Origin of the sequence: Solibacillus sp., from assembly GCF_040273735.1 — a bacterium.
Taxonomy (GTDB): domain Bacteria; phylum Bacillota; class Bacilli; order Bacillales_A; family Planococcaceae; genus Solibacillus.
Genome location: NZ_JBELZM010000018.1, coordinates 13,538 through 30,123 on the forward strand (window position 1 = coordinate 13,538; position 16,586 = coordinate 30,123).

The 16,586-nt window shown below is 35.2% G+C and carries 15 protein-coding genes; 2 read left to right on the forward strand and 13 right to left on the reverse strand.

The window, feature by feature from the left end; all coding sequences use genetic code 11:
* Nucleotides 1–56: 56 nt before the first annotated feature.
* The 12 genes from ABS917_RS15740 to ABS917_RS15795 all read right to left on the reverse strand — a co-directional run bounded on the left by ABS917_RS15740 (nucleotide 57) and on the right by ABS917_RS15795 (nucleotide 12,995).
* Entirely contained in the window at nucleotides 57–662 is a 606-nt protein-coding gene (locus tag ABS917_RS15740) for a response regulator transcription factor (RefSeq protein ID WP_350479889.1), read from the reverse strand.
* Complete coding sequence (locus ABS917_RS15745; protein WP_350479890.1) at nucleotides 659–1,579, reverse strand: sensor histidine kinase; 921 nt, start codon at nucleotides 1,577–1,579, stop codon at nucleotides 659–661. The genes ABS917_RS15740 and ABS917_RS15745 overlap by 4 nt, the downstream gene beginning before the upstream one ends.
* Nucleotides 1,580–1,771: 192 nt before the next feature.
* Nucleotides 1,772–2,890 (reverse strand): DUF418 domain-containing protein, encoded by a 1,119-nt coding sequence (locus ABS917_RS15750; RefSeq protein ID WP_350479891.1) that lies wholly within the window; start codon nucleotides 2,888–2,890, stop codon nucleotides 1,772–1,774.
* 449 nt (nucleotides 2,891–3,339) lie between these two features.
* Complete coding sequence (gene cdaS / locus ABS917_RS15755; RefSeq protein WP_350479892.1) at nucleotides 3,340–3,960, reverse strand: sporulation-specific diadenylate cyclase CdaS; 621 nt, start codon at nucleotides 3,958–3,960, stop codon at nucleotides 3,340–3,342.
* Between the two features lie 257 nt (nucleotides 3,961–4,217).
* A complete protein-coding gene (locus tag ABS917_RS15760) occupies nucleotides 4,218–5,147 on the reverse strand; it encodes a D-alanyl-D-alanine carboxypeptidase family protein (RefSeq protein ID WP_350479893.1) in 930 nt (309 codons plus the stop codon).
* A gap of 88 nt (nucleotides 5,148–5,235) precedes the next feature.
* Nucleotides 5,236–6,363: a sensor histidine kinase gene (locus ABS917_RS15765; RefSeq protein ID WP_350479894.1), complete on the reverse strand. Its 1,128-nt coding sequence runs from the start codon at nucleotides 6,361–6,363 to the stop codon at nucleotides 5,236–5,238.
* Nucleotides 6,353–7,045 (reverse strand): VanR-ABDEGLN family response regulator transcription factor, encoded by a 693-nt coding sequence (gene vanR, locus ABS917_RS15770; protein ID WP_350479895.1) that lies wholly within the window; start codon nucleotides 7,043–7,045, stop codon nucleotides 6,353–6,355. Before vanR ends, ABS917_RS15765 begins: the two co-directional genes overlap by 11 nt.
* A 926-nt stretch (nucleotides 7,046–7,971) precedes the next feature.
* Nucleotides 7,972–8,706, reverse strand: a complete 735-nt coding sequence (locus ABS917_RS15775) for a glucose 1-dehydrogenase (protein WP_350479896.1) — start codon at nucleotides 8,704–8,706, stop codon at nucleotides 7,972–7,974.
* A gap of 22 nt (nucleotides 8,707–8,728) precedes the next feature.
* Entirely contained in the window at nucleotides 8,729–9,994 is a 1,266-nt protein-coding gene (locus ABS917_RS15780) for an MFS transporter (RefSeq protein WP_350479897.1), read from the reverse strand.
* A gap of 27 nt (nucleotides 9,995–10,021) precedes the next feature.
* Nucleotides 10,022–11,278, reverse strand: coding sequence for an MFS transporter (locus tag ABS917_RS15785; protein ID WP_350479898.1), 1,257 nt, complete (start codon nucleotides 11,276–11,278; stop codon nucleotides 10,022–10,024).
* Nucleotides 11,279–11,315: 37 nt separating this feature from the next.
* Nucleotides 11,316–12,110 carry an SDR family NAD(P)-dependent oxidoreductase gene (locus ABS917_RS15790; RefSeq protein ID WP_350479899.1) on the reverse strand — a complete coding sequence of 265 codons (795 nt, stop codon included), beginning with the start codon at nucleotides 12,108–12,110 and terminating at the stop codon, nucleotides 11,316–11,318.
* 135 nt (nucleotides 12,111–12,245) lie between these two features.
* Nucleotides 12,246–12,995, reverse strand: a complete 750-nt coding sequence (locus ABS917_RS15795) for an SDR family NAD(P)-dependent oxidoreductase (protein WP_350479900.1) — start codon at nucleotides 12,993–12,995, stop codon at nucleotides 12,246–12,248.
* A 1,130-nt stretch (nucleotides 12,996–14,125) separates the two neighbouring features.
* Between ABS917_RS15795 and ABS917_RS15800 the strand changes: the two genes are divergently transcribed.
* Nucleotides 14,126–14,560, forward strand: a complete 435-nt coding sequence (locus tag ABS917_RS15800; protein WP_350479901.1) for a MarR family winged helix-turn-helix transcriptional regulator — start codon at nucleotides 14,126–14,128, stop codon at nucleotides 14,558–14,560.
* 334 nt (nucleotides 14,561–14,894) lie between these two features.
* Here the strand turns inward: ABS917_RS15800 and ABS917_RS15805 are convergent, their stop codons facing one another.
* Nucleotides 14,895–15,767 (reverse strand): DMT family transporter, encoded by an 873-nt coding sequence (locus ABS917_RS15805; RefSeq protein WP_350479902.1) that lies wholly within the window; start codon nucleotides 15,765–15,767, stop codon nucleotides 14,895–14,897.
* A gap of 428 nt (nucleotides 15,768–16,195) precedes the next feature.
* Between ABS917_RS15805 and ABS917_RS15810 the strand changes: the two genes are divergently transcribed.
* On the forward strand, nucleotides 16,196–16,576 hold the full coding sequence (locus ABS917_RS15810; protein WP_079526647.1) for a nucleotide excision repair endonuclease: 381 nt from the start codon (nucleotides 16,196–16,198) through the stop codon (nucleotides 16,574–16,576).
* Nucleotides 16,577–16,586: the final 10 nt, after the last annotated feature.

Genomic DNA, 16,586 nt, shown 5'->3' on the forward strand with positions numbered 1-16,586 from the left:
GCTCTTTTCGATACGATTCTCCTCGCTATAAATAAAGGTGGTTTTTGAACTAAAATTTATATCCAGCCCTTTTCAGTTGCTTTTTGTACAGCCTGCTGCCTTGTTTCAACTTCGAGCTTTTGAATGGATAAAGATAAATAGTTGCGAATTGTGCCTTTAGTCAGGAATAACTTTTTACTAATTTCATTCGTCGTATAGCCTTCCTTCACGAGCTTCAGTACATTGATTTCCCGGTCATTCAGAGGATTTTTTTTATTCATAAATAAAGCAGCGGCAAGATCCTGACTGATTACCCTTTCACCTTGCATAATTTTGCGTATTGCACCAATTACATATTGGATAGGCTCAGCTTTCAGAACATATGCTTCAATATTTAGATCCATTGCTTCCTGCAAATAACCGGCTCTCGCAAAAGTTGTCATAATCATAATTTTGCACGGATAATTGTGAAGGCGTATTCTAGCAGCTACTTCCAACCCGGACAAATGCGGCATTTCAATATCCAAAATGCATACATCTGGCTTTTCCTTTTCAATTAGAGCCCATGCTTCTGCTCCATCTGCTGCTTCGCCCACAATATGTAAATCATCCTCAAGCTCCATAATGGATATTAAGGCACCTCTCAGCAGTTGCTGATCCTCAGCGATACTAAGTCTAATCATTTCACGCCCTCCCGAATCGGATCCAGTGGTAAAGTCAGAAGTACCTTTGTTCCTTCCTGATCATACGTCACTTCGGCTTTTCCCTTTAATGATCTCATCCGTTCCTTTATTGTAAACAGTCCATTCCCATGCTGCTGTTCGGATAAACCGATTCCGTTATCGATAATAACTGCTTCTACCCGGTCTTCATTCTGGTATAAATGCATTCTGCAATCATCAGCATGACTGTGCTTTACAACATTCGTTACCGCTTCTCGGATACTGTAGGCAAGCATCGTTTCCTGAACACTAGAAAGCAGAATATTGGTAAGCTGATGATTAATCTGCACATGGATACCGGCATTCTTAAGCAACTGCTCACAATGCTTAAGCTCTTCCTGCAAGGATAAAAAATTTATTTCCGATATAATTTCACGTACCTGCTTATGTGCTGTTCGGACTGTTAGAATCATATCATCAAGTTCTTTATGAATCCTTTGATTTTCGTTTGGCACCAGCCTGGAAACGAGCTCTGTTTTTACCTTTATAACCGTCAACGTATGCCCTAAAGTATCATGCAGATCGCGGGCAATCCGCTGACGTTCCTGCTGCATCGCAATGTGAACCGAAGCTTCATCAACCTCGCGTTGAAGCAGCTTGGATTTTTCAATATAATAGCGTAGCCACGGCAACAGCAGGAGAAAAAGCATAACCGCCAGTACAATTGACTGCGAATTTGAAAACAGTACCTCCTGATAGCGCAAAACGAGACTGAATAGGAGGAGAAAATTTACACATGTAGCAATCCATAAAATATGCCGGTTGACAGCGCGCCCAACAAAATCTGCAAAGGCAAACTGAAAGAAAATCCATTGTGGACCACTTAAATAAGCCAAATATACTGTTATAACAAAACCAAGAACAACAGCAGGAAGCAACAAACCATCCTGATACCATAGTGCCGTGTAATAGGCACCTATATAAATGATGATTAATACAACCTTAAAAACAAGTGAAGGAATCTGCTCCGAGACGACAACCGCGTAGCTAAATAGCAGGACGGTCAGTACATCAATAATTAAATAATATCTTGCCTGACTTTTAGGATACCATTCCAGCCTCTAACACCCCTATCTTTCCAGCCACTGCAGCATTCCCTTCCGCAGCCATTCTACCGGTCCATAAGGGAATTTAGTTAACCACATATTCGCCAGGATAATTTGCCCTACTACTATCATACAAAAAACCACTATAATTTCCACACTATTTAGAGTACCTCCAAGGCCTAAACCCCATCCATAGAAAATAGCTGTAGCAGTAATGTTTTGCAGAATGTAACAGCTTAGAGACATACGCCCCGTTTTCTCAAGCCACTTCCATATTCCCCACGTACTGCACTTCCGAACAATAAAAGCAATCAGTCCTATATAGCCTAATGCCAGGATAGGAGCAAACAGATATCGGACAGGTAAATCAAATAGACCGCCTGGTACAAAAATCAACACATTCAAAGGCAGACCTAGACCTAACCCCCAAATGAGCAGTTTTCGTTGAATGGCAATACCGAAATCAGTAAAGGAGAACGCACCCCTGCGCATCAGCTTTATACCAACAATAAATAAAATTACATTTAAAGGAATAATAAAGATTACCTCTGCTCTAAAGAACATAAAATTTAGGAGACGATTCTGGACCTGATCCAGCCATGTTCCCTCTGCATAAATTGCAATCAGCTGTGGAGAGCTTGCCATTGAAAACGTCGGTCCCAACAGCATTGAAGTAAAAATTAGGGCAAGCATTCCTAAATGTAAAGCTCCAGCAACCCATAATGCCCCCGTCATTGCCCGTTCCCCACGTTTTAATATGACAGCAATAATTCCTGCTGTTACTGCATAGCTCATGAGCACATCATACTCCATTACAAGTACGTAGTGAAGAAGACCTTCCACCATTAAAAATACGATTACCCATTTATACATACCAATCCAAGGCTCATTGTGTCTAATGGACTGCTGATATTTAATCTCCATTCCTACTCCAAACATTATTGTTAACATGCCAAGCAGCTTGCCGTTAAATACGAACAGCACAAGGAGGCGTAAAATATCATCCATACTCGACCAATTGGTAAAATCCGTAGTCGTTATATACTTTAGATCCCCTAAATGGGCAAAAATCCAAATATTCGTTCCAAGTGTCCCCAAAATAGCGATTCCTCTTAATATATCGATCAATGCTATACGTTTCATATAAATGCCCCTCCATTTTTGTACTTTTATCGTACATTACAGGGCATCCATGAAAATATCGACAGGCGTCAATAGGTACAGATGACACTTGTCATATATTTAAACGTAGAAAAAACCGCACTTACTTATAATACGGCTCACCCCACCTAATGCTATACAAGTAAATATTACTCAACAATCTGGCCCGAATGTGGAATAAGAGAATAACTTCTACACAGGAATTCGATCGATTTTTTTATCAATGGTCAGACTATAAATTATCAAACTTTATTTCAAAGCCACAAAAGGCGCGGCTCGAAAGAGTTTAATCATTTGAGCAGCATGTATGTATTACTAATAAAGATTAAAAAAATTTTATAGCAAAAAAACGCTGTGTAATGCTACTTATACAGCGTTTTTTAGTCTTTTAAAATCATATTCTGTATCTTTTGCCCGACATAGGGATGTCCCTATATAATGCCGTGGGTTGTAATAGGATATAAATTGCCTTGAAAGGCGAAAGAGATTCTGCCTGTTTCTTCAGAAACAACCATCACAAGGGCATCGCTTAACTCACTCAACCCCAACGCTGCACGATGTCTTGTGCCTAACTTTTTTTCACCTATATTACGCTCTGATAATGGTAAAACGTTTGCAGCGGACTCAATTTTATTATGATTTACTAACACTGCTCCATCATGTAACGGACTGCCAGGGAAGAAAATAGATTCTAATAATGAATGAGTTAAGTCTGCACCAATATGAATACCAGGCTGAATAAAATCCTTTAATGCATCTTGTCGCTGAATAACAATTAATCCACCATGTCTTTTCAACGACATATTTTGCGCACTATGTGACAATTCCGGATACTTTTCTGTAAAAGGAGAAAGATAACAATTTAAATAAAACGTAGCAGCCTTCATTTCAATCGTAATAAATCTTTCTTTAATTTTTTCAAAGTTGCTGAGAAGACAATTCGTGTCTGTATCCATTTCTTCTACGCTTTGTTGCAAAGATCTAATTACTTGGAGAAGCTCATCCTTTAAAGTTTCTTTCATTGGTGAAAAATTACAATTTATTGGATTCACAAAAACCATACCTCTCTTTTATATAACTGCGAAAACCTTCTAGCTTTAGTTTCTCTAAATAGGCTTTTTTTATGTGTAGTATATTTGAATGTAACAAGAGCAGGGTTAATCATCCTTGTTTTCTTTTCTCAAATACAAAGATAACAGTAAACCTGTGGCACTCAATAATGTTGTTGCAAAGAAAGGATGGAAACATTTAACAAGGGCGTTAGCTGTATCTATTGGCTCTTGTAATGTTGACGCAGTACTTATGATTTTTATAATTTACTAAATACCGAAAATGCATCCGTTATATTATATTGCTCAGTTTGAGGACTTCCATCAGCACCTACTGTAACAAGGATATACTCTTGCGAATTTACTGTTGCTAGACTTGCTAAACATAAACCGGCGTCTTCTGTATAACCAGTTTTACCACCTAATATTTCTCCTCCTGGTAATTTACTTGAAATCATATTTTTGAACATCCGACTACTGAATGTAATCCCCTCCATATGTAGATTTGTTGGTTTTGTTGAGTGTCTTTCCGCTGTATAAACATTACGAAATTTTTTGTTTAATAATGCATATTGTAAGAGTAAAGAAATATCTTTTACACTTGTATAATGATCTGAATGATGCAATCCAGTAGTATTCATAAAATGAGTATTTTTCATACCTAGCTGTTTTGCCTTTGCGTTCATAAGTTTTACAAAGTTTCTTTCTGAACCAGCAACATATTCCGCTAAACCGATTGATGCCTCTGCACCCGATGGCAACATAGAACCATACAATAAATCCTCTAAAGTAACCTGTTCATTAGGGAGAAACCCTGCCATCGAGGCATTTTCTTCGTACAAATCATTAAATATGTTTTTCGGTAGAACTATTTTTTCCTGTAAATTCGGGATATATTCAATAGCCACTAAGACCGTCATAATTTTTGTTAAGGACGCAGGATAAATAACCTCATCGCTATTTTTATCTAATAAAACTTTATTTTCATCCAAATTAACTAAAATAGCGTTAGAACTGTGTAAGTCTATATCGAGCATATCTTCACTCTTTGTTGGTAAGTCTAATTTTGATGAGTCGACTAACCACGGACTTAGTTGTTGCATAGACGATTCTTTTGTTGATATAAAATAATAAACCACAAGCATGATTAAAATGAATAATATACTAAAAATACCTTTTCTATTGAACATAAAAACAACTCCTTCTCTCTATGCTTTAATTCAAACATAAAAAGAGGAGCTCTTTTTTAATTAACTATTAAGGAATTCTTAAGGTTTCTTAAGAATTGTTTGGAATTATTACCGTGAATATTGTTTTTTCATCTTTTGAAGTGGCAGTAATCGTCCCTCCATGAGCTTTTACGATTTCATTTGAGATGGCTAAACCAAGTCCCGCCCCTCCTGTTTGAGTTGACCTTGCACTATCTAAACGATAAAATTTTTCAAATATCATATTTAATTTTTCAGCAGGTATTGTCTTCCCAGTATTCGTAAATGAGATAAACGTCTGATGATTTGCGCTTTTAGCATTAATTTCAATTGTACTCTTTGTATCACTATAAGCTATTGCATTCTTTAAAATATTGTTAAATACCCTGGCCAGCTTGTTGCCATCTGCATAAATCTTGATTTCGCTATCTATATTTACAACCGCTTTCTGTCCCTTTGGTGCTAACAATGGGTAAAATTCATCTACTACTTGCATTAACATATAGTTAACAGGGATAAGATCTTTCTCTAAAATTATAGATTGTAAATTAAATCTTGTAATCTCGAAAAATTCATTAATTAATTGTTCAAGTCTGTATGATTTTTCTAACGTAATCTCTACATATTTTTCTTTTTGTTTAATAGGCATATCCTTTGCTTCATCTAAAAGACTCAAATAGCCAATAATTGATGTTAGCGGGGTTTTTATATCATGTGCTAAATAAACAACAAGATCATTTTTTCGTTGCTCTGCTTCTTGAGCATCTTTTTCACGTTTTTCTAATATATATTTTACATTGTTTAATTTTCTCTCCAAAAACTCTAACTCACCTGGAAGCTGAATTTCTTTATCTGACTCATCCGACAGCATCGATATACTTGTACTTATTTGATTAAAATAATGAGTGAAACGAGATAGGGCAATATAGAAAGTTATAAGCAGCAAAATAATAAATCCTATAGCTAACCAAAGTGGCTTATTCTGACGAAATAAAATATTGTAAGCATTTTGTGCTGCAAAGTAATCTAATTGAAGTACATTTTCACAAAAAGCAATAAAGGTGTCTGCAAAAGGAGCTTGCAATATACCATCAAGTATAGCAATATTTATTAAGTAACCAACAACTGTAGCTATCACTAATATAAAAATTATTTGTCCTATTATTTTCCTTTTCAATCTTCCAAATTCATTTTTCAATTGTATACCCCACTCCCCAAACTGTTTTAATAAACTTTGGGTTTTCCACAGAATCTTCCATTTTTTCACGCAAATGTCTTATATGAACCATTACCGTGTTATTACTGTTAAAATACTTTTCCCCCCAAACCTTTTGAAATAATTCTTCTGAACTGATTACCTTACCTCTATTAAGGCATAAATACCAAAGTATAGAGAATTCAGTTGGAGTAAGAAGTATATTTTTTTCATTTAGGAACACCTGACGTGTGTCCTTATTAATAACCATGCCAGAAAAGTCTATAATAGCTTCATTTTGTTTCGAGTCCCGGTTATACAACATAAATCGCCGTATTTGGGCTTTTACACGTGCTATCATCTCCAATGGACGAAAGGGTTTTGTTATATAGTCATCTGCTCCTAGAGAAAATCCGTTTATTTTATCTATTTCTTCTTCTTTTGCCGTAAGCATGATAACGGGAAAATTATATTTTTCTCTAATTTTTATCAATACTGTAAAACCATCAATTTCTGGCATCATAACATCAAGTATAGCTAAATTTATTTTTTCATTTTCCATGCATTTTAGGGCATCTGAAGCTGTGTAATACTTAAATACATTATAATTTTCATTTTTTAGGTAAATTTCGATTAAATCAGCAATTTCTTTTTCATCGTCTAAAACTAAGATATTCATTTTCAATTATTACTCCTTCCTAACTTTTCTAAATCATCTTTTATTTATAGTTGAATAAGATAGGCATATTTAAACGTAGCCATATTCTGCTTTTGATTGATAGGCTATAGTTATTGTAATTACTGCTTTTCCATCTTTTAACTCGCCTACTGTTTCGTTTAATCTCTAATAGCATATACATTAATTGAAATTTCCGCTTCACGATTTTTCCACACGCATTATAGCACGTGTATTTCTTGATATCTAGAAATAAGAAAATTCCCATTTAAGCGCATCCTTACAAAAATATAATAAAAATGCTAGTTAATAAAATAGTGAACACTTTATTGTTTACTTAGAATTACAGAATTGCATTTGATTAATAACAATGTCCTTTTTAAAATAATTGATTGTCGCTTGCTCGGCCCTTAAATATAAAGGTCCATGATCAGGCTATTTTTTTAAGAATAAGATTAATATAGGTATGGATAAAATCAAGCAGTGTTTTAAACGTCCTACAAAATTCCTTTGAAGCCATTGACTTTGAAGGCAATATATCAATTGCTATCGATTAAAATCATACTGATGGTGAGGTTAAAATTACAAGCACATATGATGGTTCTGAAATGGATAAAGATACTTTAGAAAAACTATCCACTTCTTTTCATTCAACGAAAAATAACGGGTTGGGATCGGATTAACGATGAACTTTGCTTTCACAGTATTGAGTTGCATAGAGGAAGAATAAAAGTAAAAAGTGAGAAGGAAAAAGGCACAACCTTTACAATTTGGTTGCATCATTCTTAAATATTCTATTCTAAAAAACCTCATTTTGAGGGTTTATATTGAACCTTACCATAAGTAAGGGCGGTTTTAACTAAAAAAAGGCCGATTTTCTTTCAATAGAAGATCGGCCTTTATAAATCATATTCAGTTTATTTCATGTATTTTTACTACTGCGCAGTTAATCCACCATCGATAACGAATTCTGAGCCTGTTGAGTAGCTAGATTCATCTGAAGCCAAGAACAATACCATATTTGATACTTCTTCTGGTTGTGCTACTCGTTTTAATGGAATGTGTTGAGAGAATGATTCTACAGCTGCTTTTGTATCTTCTTGTACAACCATTGGCGTTGCAATAACACCCGGGTGTACAGAGTTTACGCGAATACCCATCGGTGCTAGGTTGATCGCTGCTGCTTTTGACATACCACGTACTGCGAATTTGGTATCTGTATAACCTACAGCACCAGCAACTAAACCGTTCATTGAAGAAATGTTGACGATTGAACCGCCACCAGCTTTCATCATGGAAGCTGCTACAGACTTCATACCTAAGAATACAGACACTTGGTTAATTTCTACGATGCGTCGATATTCTTCTACTGTAATATCAAGCAGATTTTTCGCCATAGTGATACCGGCATTGTTTACTAATACGTTTACCGGACCGAAAGCTTCTTCTGCTTTCGCAATAACTGTAGCCCAATCTTCTTCAGATGCTACGTTTTGTTTAACGAAAAGGGCATTTTCACCTAATTCAACTGCCAATGCATTTCCTTTTTCTTCATTTAAGTCTGTTAAAATAACTTTAGCACCGTGCTCTACGAATAATTTTGCGTGTGCCGCACCCATTCCTTGTGCTCCACCTGTAACAATTGCAACTTTTCCATCTAATCTTTTCATTGAAAATCCTCCTCAATTTTATTTAATTCCATAAACCTGCTTCTTCTAACTTTTTCTTACCTTTATAAGCAATAATAACTGCACCAATATTAATAACGAGCATTATTAATATTGCATATAACCCACCCGAATAGCTTCCGGTAAACTGGAAAATGTATCCGTAAGCTGGAAGTGCGACAATCGAAGCTATAGCTAATCCTAATGAAACAGATGAGTATATTTGGCTGTATTCTTTGTTTCCGAATAAACTTGAAGTAAGAGATGGTGCGATGATTCCAATTCCACTTGTTACGAATGCAAATAGAATGAGCGCTACAAAAATCATAACTGAACTAGATGCTGCGTATAAGAAGATAAATACAGAAGCCATCCCCAAAATCATCGATAGAATAGTCGTATTTTTTGTTCCTATTTTATCGTTTAAAATTCCAATTATTAGAGAAGCAAATACTACACCTAACATATAAATCCCCATTGCATTGCCTGCGAATTCCTGAGTGAACCCTTTAGCTACTATATAAGTTGGAATGTGCATCATGAAACTCGCAATGGCAGTTATCAAGAAGAAAAAAATCAACAGTGCATAAAAAGCAGAAGATTTTTTCGCGACCGCCATCGTAACGCCTGTTTCTTGAAAAGCGTCATTTGTTACTTGGTTTCCTTTTTCCGCTTCTTCCATTCCATAAGGATATAATCCCTTTTCTTTTGACATTTTCTTAATAAACACAATTGTTGCAAGAATAACTAGAACTACACCAGTAACTCCAATTGCAATATATGAAAATCTCCAACCGTTACTAACAATTAATTTTCCGACAACTGGTTGGACAATCGCCCCGAAAATCCCACCAGTAGCAGCTAAAATTCCAAGAGCTAAACCACTGCGCTTTTTAAACCATTGATTAATTAAAACTGGACCTAAAATAACAGTAAGGAAAGTTCCACCGACTGCAAGAGGTATTGCGAAAATATACCAACCCCATACAGAATTCATAAAACTAAATGCAATAAAAGCTCCTGCCTGTAAGATAATCGAAAAAATTATTAACATACGAATGTCATATTTCGCTACCAGCTTACCAGCAAACGGCAGGAATATTAATGTTATAACGGCAGATATACTTAGATATAAAGTTAAGTTACCCATCCCAATGCCAAGGTCTTGAGAAATCGGCGTTAAGAAAAGGCTTGCAGAGTTATTTAATGCCCCTTTCGAAACTCCGATAATAATGCATAGACCAACAAGAATCCACCATGCGTAATGGATTTTGGATTGTTTTCTCTCCATTTTAATCCCCCTTTGGAATTAATTATTTTATTTCCATAATCCTGATTTTTCTAATTTTGTTTTGCCTCTATAGGCAAAAATTACAGCAACTATATTAATAACAAGCATTATTAAAATTGCATATAATCCTCCTGAATAACTCCCTGTAAATTGGAAGATATAACCGTAAGCCGGAAGTGCGACGATAGCAGCAATTGCTAAACCCAAAGAAGCTGTTGAATAAATTTGGCTATACTCTTTATTTCCAAATAAGCTAAGTGCAAGGGACGGTACAAGAGTACCAATGCCACTTGTTACAAACGCAAATAGGATCAGTGCGATAAAGATGACTGCGGAACTAGAATTTGCGAACAATAGCAAGGAAACGGAAATTAAACCGCAAATCATAGACAGTATTGTTGCTTTCTTCGATCCCAATCTGTCATTTAAAATTCCAATAACGAGTGCACCAAAAACAACACCTAACATATAAATACCCATTGCTTTAGCAGCAAATGTTTGTTCAAACCCGCTATCGACTAAGTAAGTTGGAATGTGCATGGTAAAACTTGAAATGGAAGTCAGGAAAAATAAAAATAACATCAATGTATAAAAAGCAGAAGATTTTTTCGCAACCTCAAAAGACACGCCTTTATGTTGAATGTTATCAAAAGCTTTTTGACTTTCCTTATCACCTTCTGTAATCCCATAAGGATAATGCCCTTTATTAGGGTTCATTTTCTTTATAAACAGAAGTATAACCGGTACAGCTATAACAATGGCTGTGATTCCGATAGTCAAATAGGCAAATCTCCACCCCTGGTTTGCGATTATATTTCCAACAATTGGCTGGGAGATTGAACCGAACAATCCGCCTGTTGCAGTTAGAATACCCAGAGCTAGGCCATTTCTTTTTTTAAACCATTGACTAATTAAAACAGGGCCTGCAATGACTGTGATGAATATACCACCAAATGCCAATGGGACTGCAAATAGATACCATCCCCACACAGAATTCATAAAACTAAAAGCGATATAAGCGCCAGCTTCACAAATTATGGAAATGATTAATATTAACCGGATATTGTATTTTGCTATCAATTTTCCGCCAAAAGGCAAATACAACAAAGTGATAATTGCAGAGACACTAAAATATAAAGATAAATCTCCCATACCAATGCCAAGTTCATTTGAGATGGATGGTAAGAAAAGACCAGCGGAATTGTTTAATGTCCCTTTACCGATCCCTAGAATAATACAAAGACCAATCAGTACCCACCAGGCGTTATGAATTTTACCGCTCATTCTTATCCTCCACATTTATAAAAAGCAAGACCTTTATTTAGTTCGTCATCTCTCTAAAATCCGGGATAGTCGGGTTACTTAAATAATGTCCGCCTTCTACTTTAATAGTTTGTCCTGTTATGAACTTTGACTCATCCGAAGCTAAAAATAAGACCGTGTTACCAATATCGTCTGGCTCTCCGTGATAAGGAAGCTGGTTGTATTTACCAAAAGTATCCAATAACACTTGTGACATATTATTTTTTGCTGCAGGCGTTAAAATAAGTCCGGGTGCAATAGCATTACAGCGAATACTTTGTTTTCCGTATTGTGTTGCAATATACTTAGTTAAATTAACTACTCCAGCTTTTGAAGCTCCATAAGCAGCGCGTATTGAGTCCCCTGCGAAAGCAGCCATTGAAGCTGTATTGATAATTGATCCTCCACCATTTTCAATCATATTAGGAATGGCAAATCTACTTCCAAGTAATACACTTTTTAAATTTAAATTCATTAATCGATCCCATTCTTCAAGATCCATATTTACAACATCTAGGTCTTTCTTTAAATTTGATGAGCCTACGTTATTAAACAAAACTGTTATTTTCCCATAATGTTTAATTGTAAATTCAACAGCTTCTTTAATAGATTCTTCCTTTCCTGCATCTAGGAAAATACCTACTGCTTCTCCGCCATTTGCTTCAATATCTTTTGCCGCTTTTTTTGCACCTTCGATACTGTAATCTGCTATGACTACTTTTGCCCCTTCTTTTGCTAAAAGTTGCGCTGAAGAAAGACCAATACCTGAAGCGCCACCTGTTACTAATGCGACTTTCCCTTTTACTCTATTCATTCATACCATCCTTTTTATCGTTGTTTTGGAAATAATAAAATACAGAATTAAAATATGTTTGTAATAAGTAGGATTAAATCCCACCAATTCATTCAACTAACAATATCTAAAAACAAGCCGGTTGGTTAATTCGTTTTAACGTAATTTCGTCGAACCGCCATCAACCATGATAGTTTGTCCAGTAATATAATCAGAGTCGCTACTTGATAAGAAAACCGCTACTCTTCCAATATCCCCTTCTGGATCGCCCATTCTTCTAAGTGGAATATTATTTATCATGGCTTCGTATAGTTCAGGGGAACTTTTGCTCCACTGTTCGACCCCCGCCGTTAGTGCAATCGGGGCGATGATATTGACATTAATTCCTTCAGGGCCCCACTCATTGGATGCAACTCGTGATATTGCTCTGATTGCTTCTTTCGCTGCTGCATAAGAAGTTTGTGTTGGTTGACCGTTAAGTCCTGCACCAGAAGCAAAGTTTATTACTTTTCCTCTTGTTTTCTTTAGTTCAGGATAAGCTGCTTGCATGAAATGAAAAGTCGGGTAAAACCCAGTTCCAAAAGATAGATCAAAAAGCTCTTGTGTTGTTTCTACAAATAGTGCTTGCTTGGAAGCGTGTGCATTGTTGATTAAAATATCTAACTTTCCAAATTTATTAACTACATCACTTACTATTTGTTCTACATTTTCTTTTTTTGAGATATCTGCAATAAGCAGCATCCCTTCATTATGCTCATTAATTTCGTCTAAAGTTTTTTGACCCATTTCTTCGTTGATATCTACTATTGCAACATGAGCCCCTTCTTTTGCTAAGGCCAGAGCCATACCTCTTCCAATACCTGAAGCACTCCCTGTAATAATTGCTACTTTTCCTTCTAATCTCATATTGATGCCCCTTAATTTATTTTGCTTTTCAAATGATCTAGCTCACCTGAAATTTCTGTACTAATAAAATACATTTTAGGTTTTGCAAAAATCGGCTTATTAATACAAAAACCTGTACATTTGTAAATAGAAAGTCATTTTAAACTACTATTTATTTTTGATTCGATTATCTCGAATTCAAGGTAATCGACCTATTTATATTCTCCTTCATCAACAAAGAATCTACTGAATCATAGCCATTTGTGCGTATCTCCTCAGCAGCCTTATTACTTCAAAATTAAAATCAGCCACGATAACCTTTGCATTTTCCTTGTAAAATGCGCAGTGACAAAATCAATTTCTAAAGTACTTCGTTAATAAGGTAGTCATATTTTCTTTTCTTTCTGTCCTATTACCTACCTTTCATTGGCATCAGAATATAAAAGGGTATAAATAAAACTGTACGTATGCTTTGTGATAGAATCCATCCTAATGGGCTACCCAAGTAGTGCAGCATATCTAAAAGATATTAAAAGCTGAATTACTGCGGAATTTAAGCACAATCATAATGTTATGTTCGTTGTCCTGAAAAGTAGTAGGCCATGAAAACATTTTGTCAGTAATTTAGATTATGGCTTACTCTATAACATTGAATATTTATTTATATCTAAAATAGTTAGATGCTTAATTATTAACGACTAAATAATACTAAACTGTTACTAAAAAAGCAATAATAACGTAAAATTTTGTGACATTTATCTGGCGGTATATTTTCCCTAGTAGGGATTATTCCAGTAGATCCGTATGATTATATTGAGAAAACTGCAATATTTTTAGCTAAGAACAGAGAGTGGCTCGGTGGGATTGTTGGCTTATTGAAACGAAATGGATCGATAATATTTACGGGTTATTAATGGCTGCGACAACTATTAGGAGACGATAGGGGACGAGTCAAAGTGTGTTTCTTAGAATTATCATTTAGACACCAATGGACTCGGAAGATCAGCTGAATGGAAATGTAGCATTTGACTTGGCAGCAGATTATTTCTTCTATTGGAGCCATGCTTATTATTGCTGGCAGATTTCCACCCCAATATTATGGTATAGTAAGAATAAAGTGATCTCCCTGATTTATTCTGGGGGATTCTATTTTGGAAAGTGAGGAATTTCACGTGCAGGAGGAAACCATTTTTGAGATTATACATAATATGGATAAAATGACAAACAATCTGATTATTCAGTGGAATAAGGGTTTCAATAAAGGTTTGGGAGTAACGCATGTTCTAATTCTTGGTCATCTAAAGGTAAATGGAAAAAGTCGTCCTTCTGATATGGCAAAAGCGCTCGGATTAACACCACCTACAGTTACACATTTAACCGAAAAGTTAGTAAAAATGCAGTTAATTACCCGCTCCATTGATGAAAATGACCGCCGAATCATTTACTTGGAAATCACATATGCTGGTGAAATGATTTTAAAAGAGGCCAATGAATCAGGGCAGTTATTAAGGAAGAAAATATTTGAAAAACTTACGGATGAAGAAAGACAACAAATGTTGCAAATCTACAAAAAACTTAATAAATAGCGATGAGAAAGAACTACGTTTAGTAGCTCTTTTTTTATTTTATGGCGGTATCCCCGTATAGAAACTTTGAGAGTATAATGATTGTCAATAAAAAATTAGCATTTCAAACAGGTTTTTTATCAAATTTTATTATAAATAATTAAACTTTATTATATTAACCTTTATTAAAAGACCAAAAAAAATACATCCATTCTCAATAAAGATTTAATGGATGTATTTTTATATAGATAAAGGTTTTATTATATAAACAAACTTAAATTTTCTAATCATAAGGTATAGCTTGTTTACTTATACTATTTACCCTATATTAGTGATTTCTTAAAATGGCTGTTTGTTAAACATAGGACTTCTTTCGTCTAAATGTCGGTTTGACTTCTGCAAACAATATCGCAAAGAAGATGAGGACACATCCAACAAGCATACGACCTGTCAAAAGTTCGTTTAAAATAAGCACAGAGAACATCGTACCGAACAATGATTCTGTCGATAAAATAATGGCAGATTTCGTCGGGTTTGCATATTGCATTCCGATATTTTGACATACATATGCAACAGCGGTACAAAATATCGCCAAGTAAACGATGATCCCTAAGCCTTCTGAAGTATAAGTAGTCGGTACTTCCCCAAGTATGATGACACTTACTACACTCAGTACAGTCGCTGTATAAAACTGAACAATCGTCAGCGCTAAAGCATCTTCCGCTTTTACAAAAACATTTGTATAAAAAATATCGAAAGCGAATCCGACTGCACAAAGAATCGATAGAAAGTCGCCGAAATTGATTGTCAGCGAATCCTGTAATGATAAAAATCCGATTCCGACAATGGCCACACCAGCTGCGATAAATTCGAACCGGTCAATTCTCCTCTTATAAATGACATAAGCGATAATTGGAACAATGATAACATTAATCGCTGTCAGGAAAGCATTTTTAGAAGCTGTTGTATATTCCAAGCCCATTGTCTGTAATGCAAATGCGATAAATAGGATTGCACCTAGAACAGCACCTTTCCATACTACTGCCTTTGAAATAAGTTTTAATTTTTTATAGAAAATGAAACTTAAAATAACGGAAGCCAATAAAAATCTTCCGGCCATCAATTGAAATACAGTCCAATGTTCAAGCCCTTTTGCCATTCCTACAAATCCGCTACCCCACATAACAGCGGTGATGAGCATGAGCAGCTCACCTTTAAATTTTTGCATACGATTCCTTCTCTCTGTTGAAACTGCTGAATTAATATGTATAATTATTTATTGCTGAATAAACTATTATTACCATAAGCAATTTTCAATAAAAAAGAAAGCGAAAATTCAAAATCTATACAATCCAGCAAATAAGTTAGAGTTTTTAGCTTGACCTGGGATTGTCAAAAATGATTTTTTATTAACTTAAAGGTATATAAAATTTATGTTAATGTTAGTTATATTCGGAGGAATAATATATATAATAAAATATATAGTGTCGGATAATATGTATGTTTGTGAAGTTTTTTGTGCCTTTGATTTTGAAAATAACGGTAAAATTCCCGATTATTTTTCAATTCTCCAATGCTTGGACTATTATATCAATAGCAATTTGCCGTATTATCGTGTAAAATAAACTTTTAGAATAATTTAGGGACGTGAACAGTTTGATTAAAATTGAAATGCCAAAACCAGATTTAGTAATTCGTCAACGCGAACAAGTATTAAAACCAGGTGATGTGGAAATTACTCCATACTTCGGATTTATTGATTTCCATAAAATTACGCGCGATAAAGGCGGAATCTTCTTCTTCTACAACGAGAAGAACGAGCTTTTATTCGTAGGGAAAGCACGCAAAATCCGTCAGCGTATTAAAAAGCACTTTGAAGACAATGTATCTCCAATGAAAAACCACCGTGCTGAAATCCACAAAATTGAAGTGTATGAAATCGAAGATCCAATGGAACGTGAAATTTACGAAACATATGCGATTAATCAATTCCAGTCAAAATACAATATCGATAAAGTGTTTTTTGAACGGGCATAAACAGATGAAC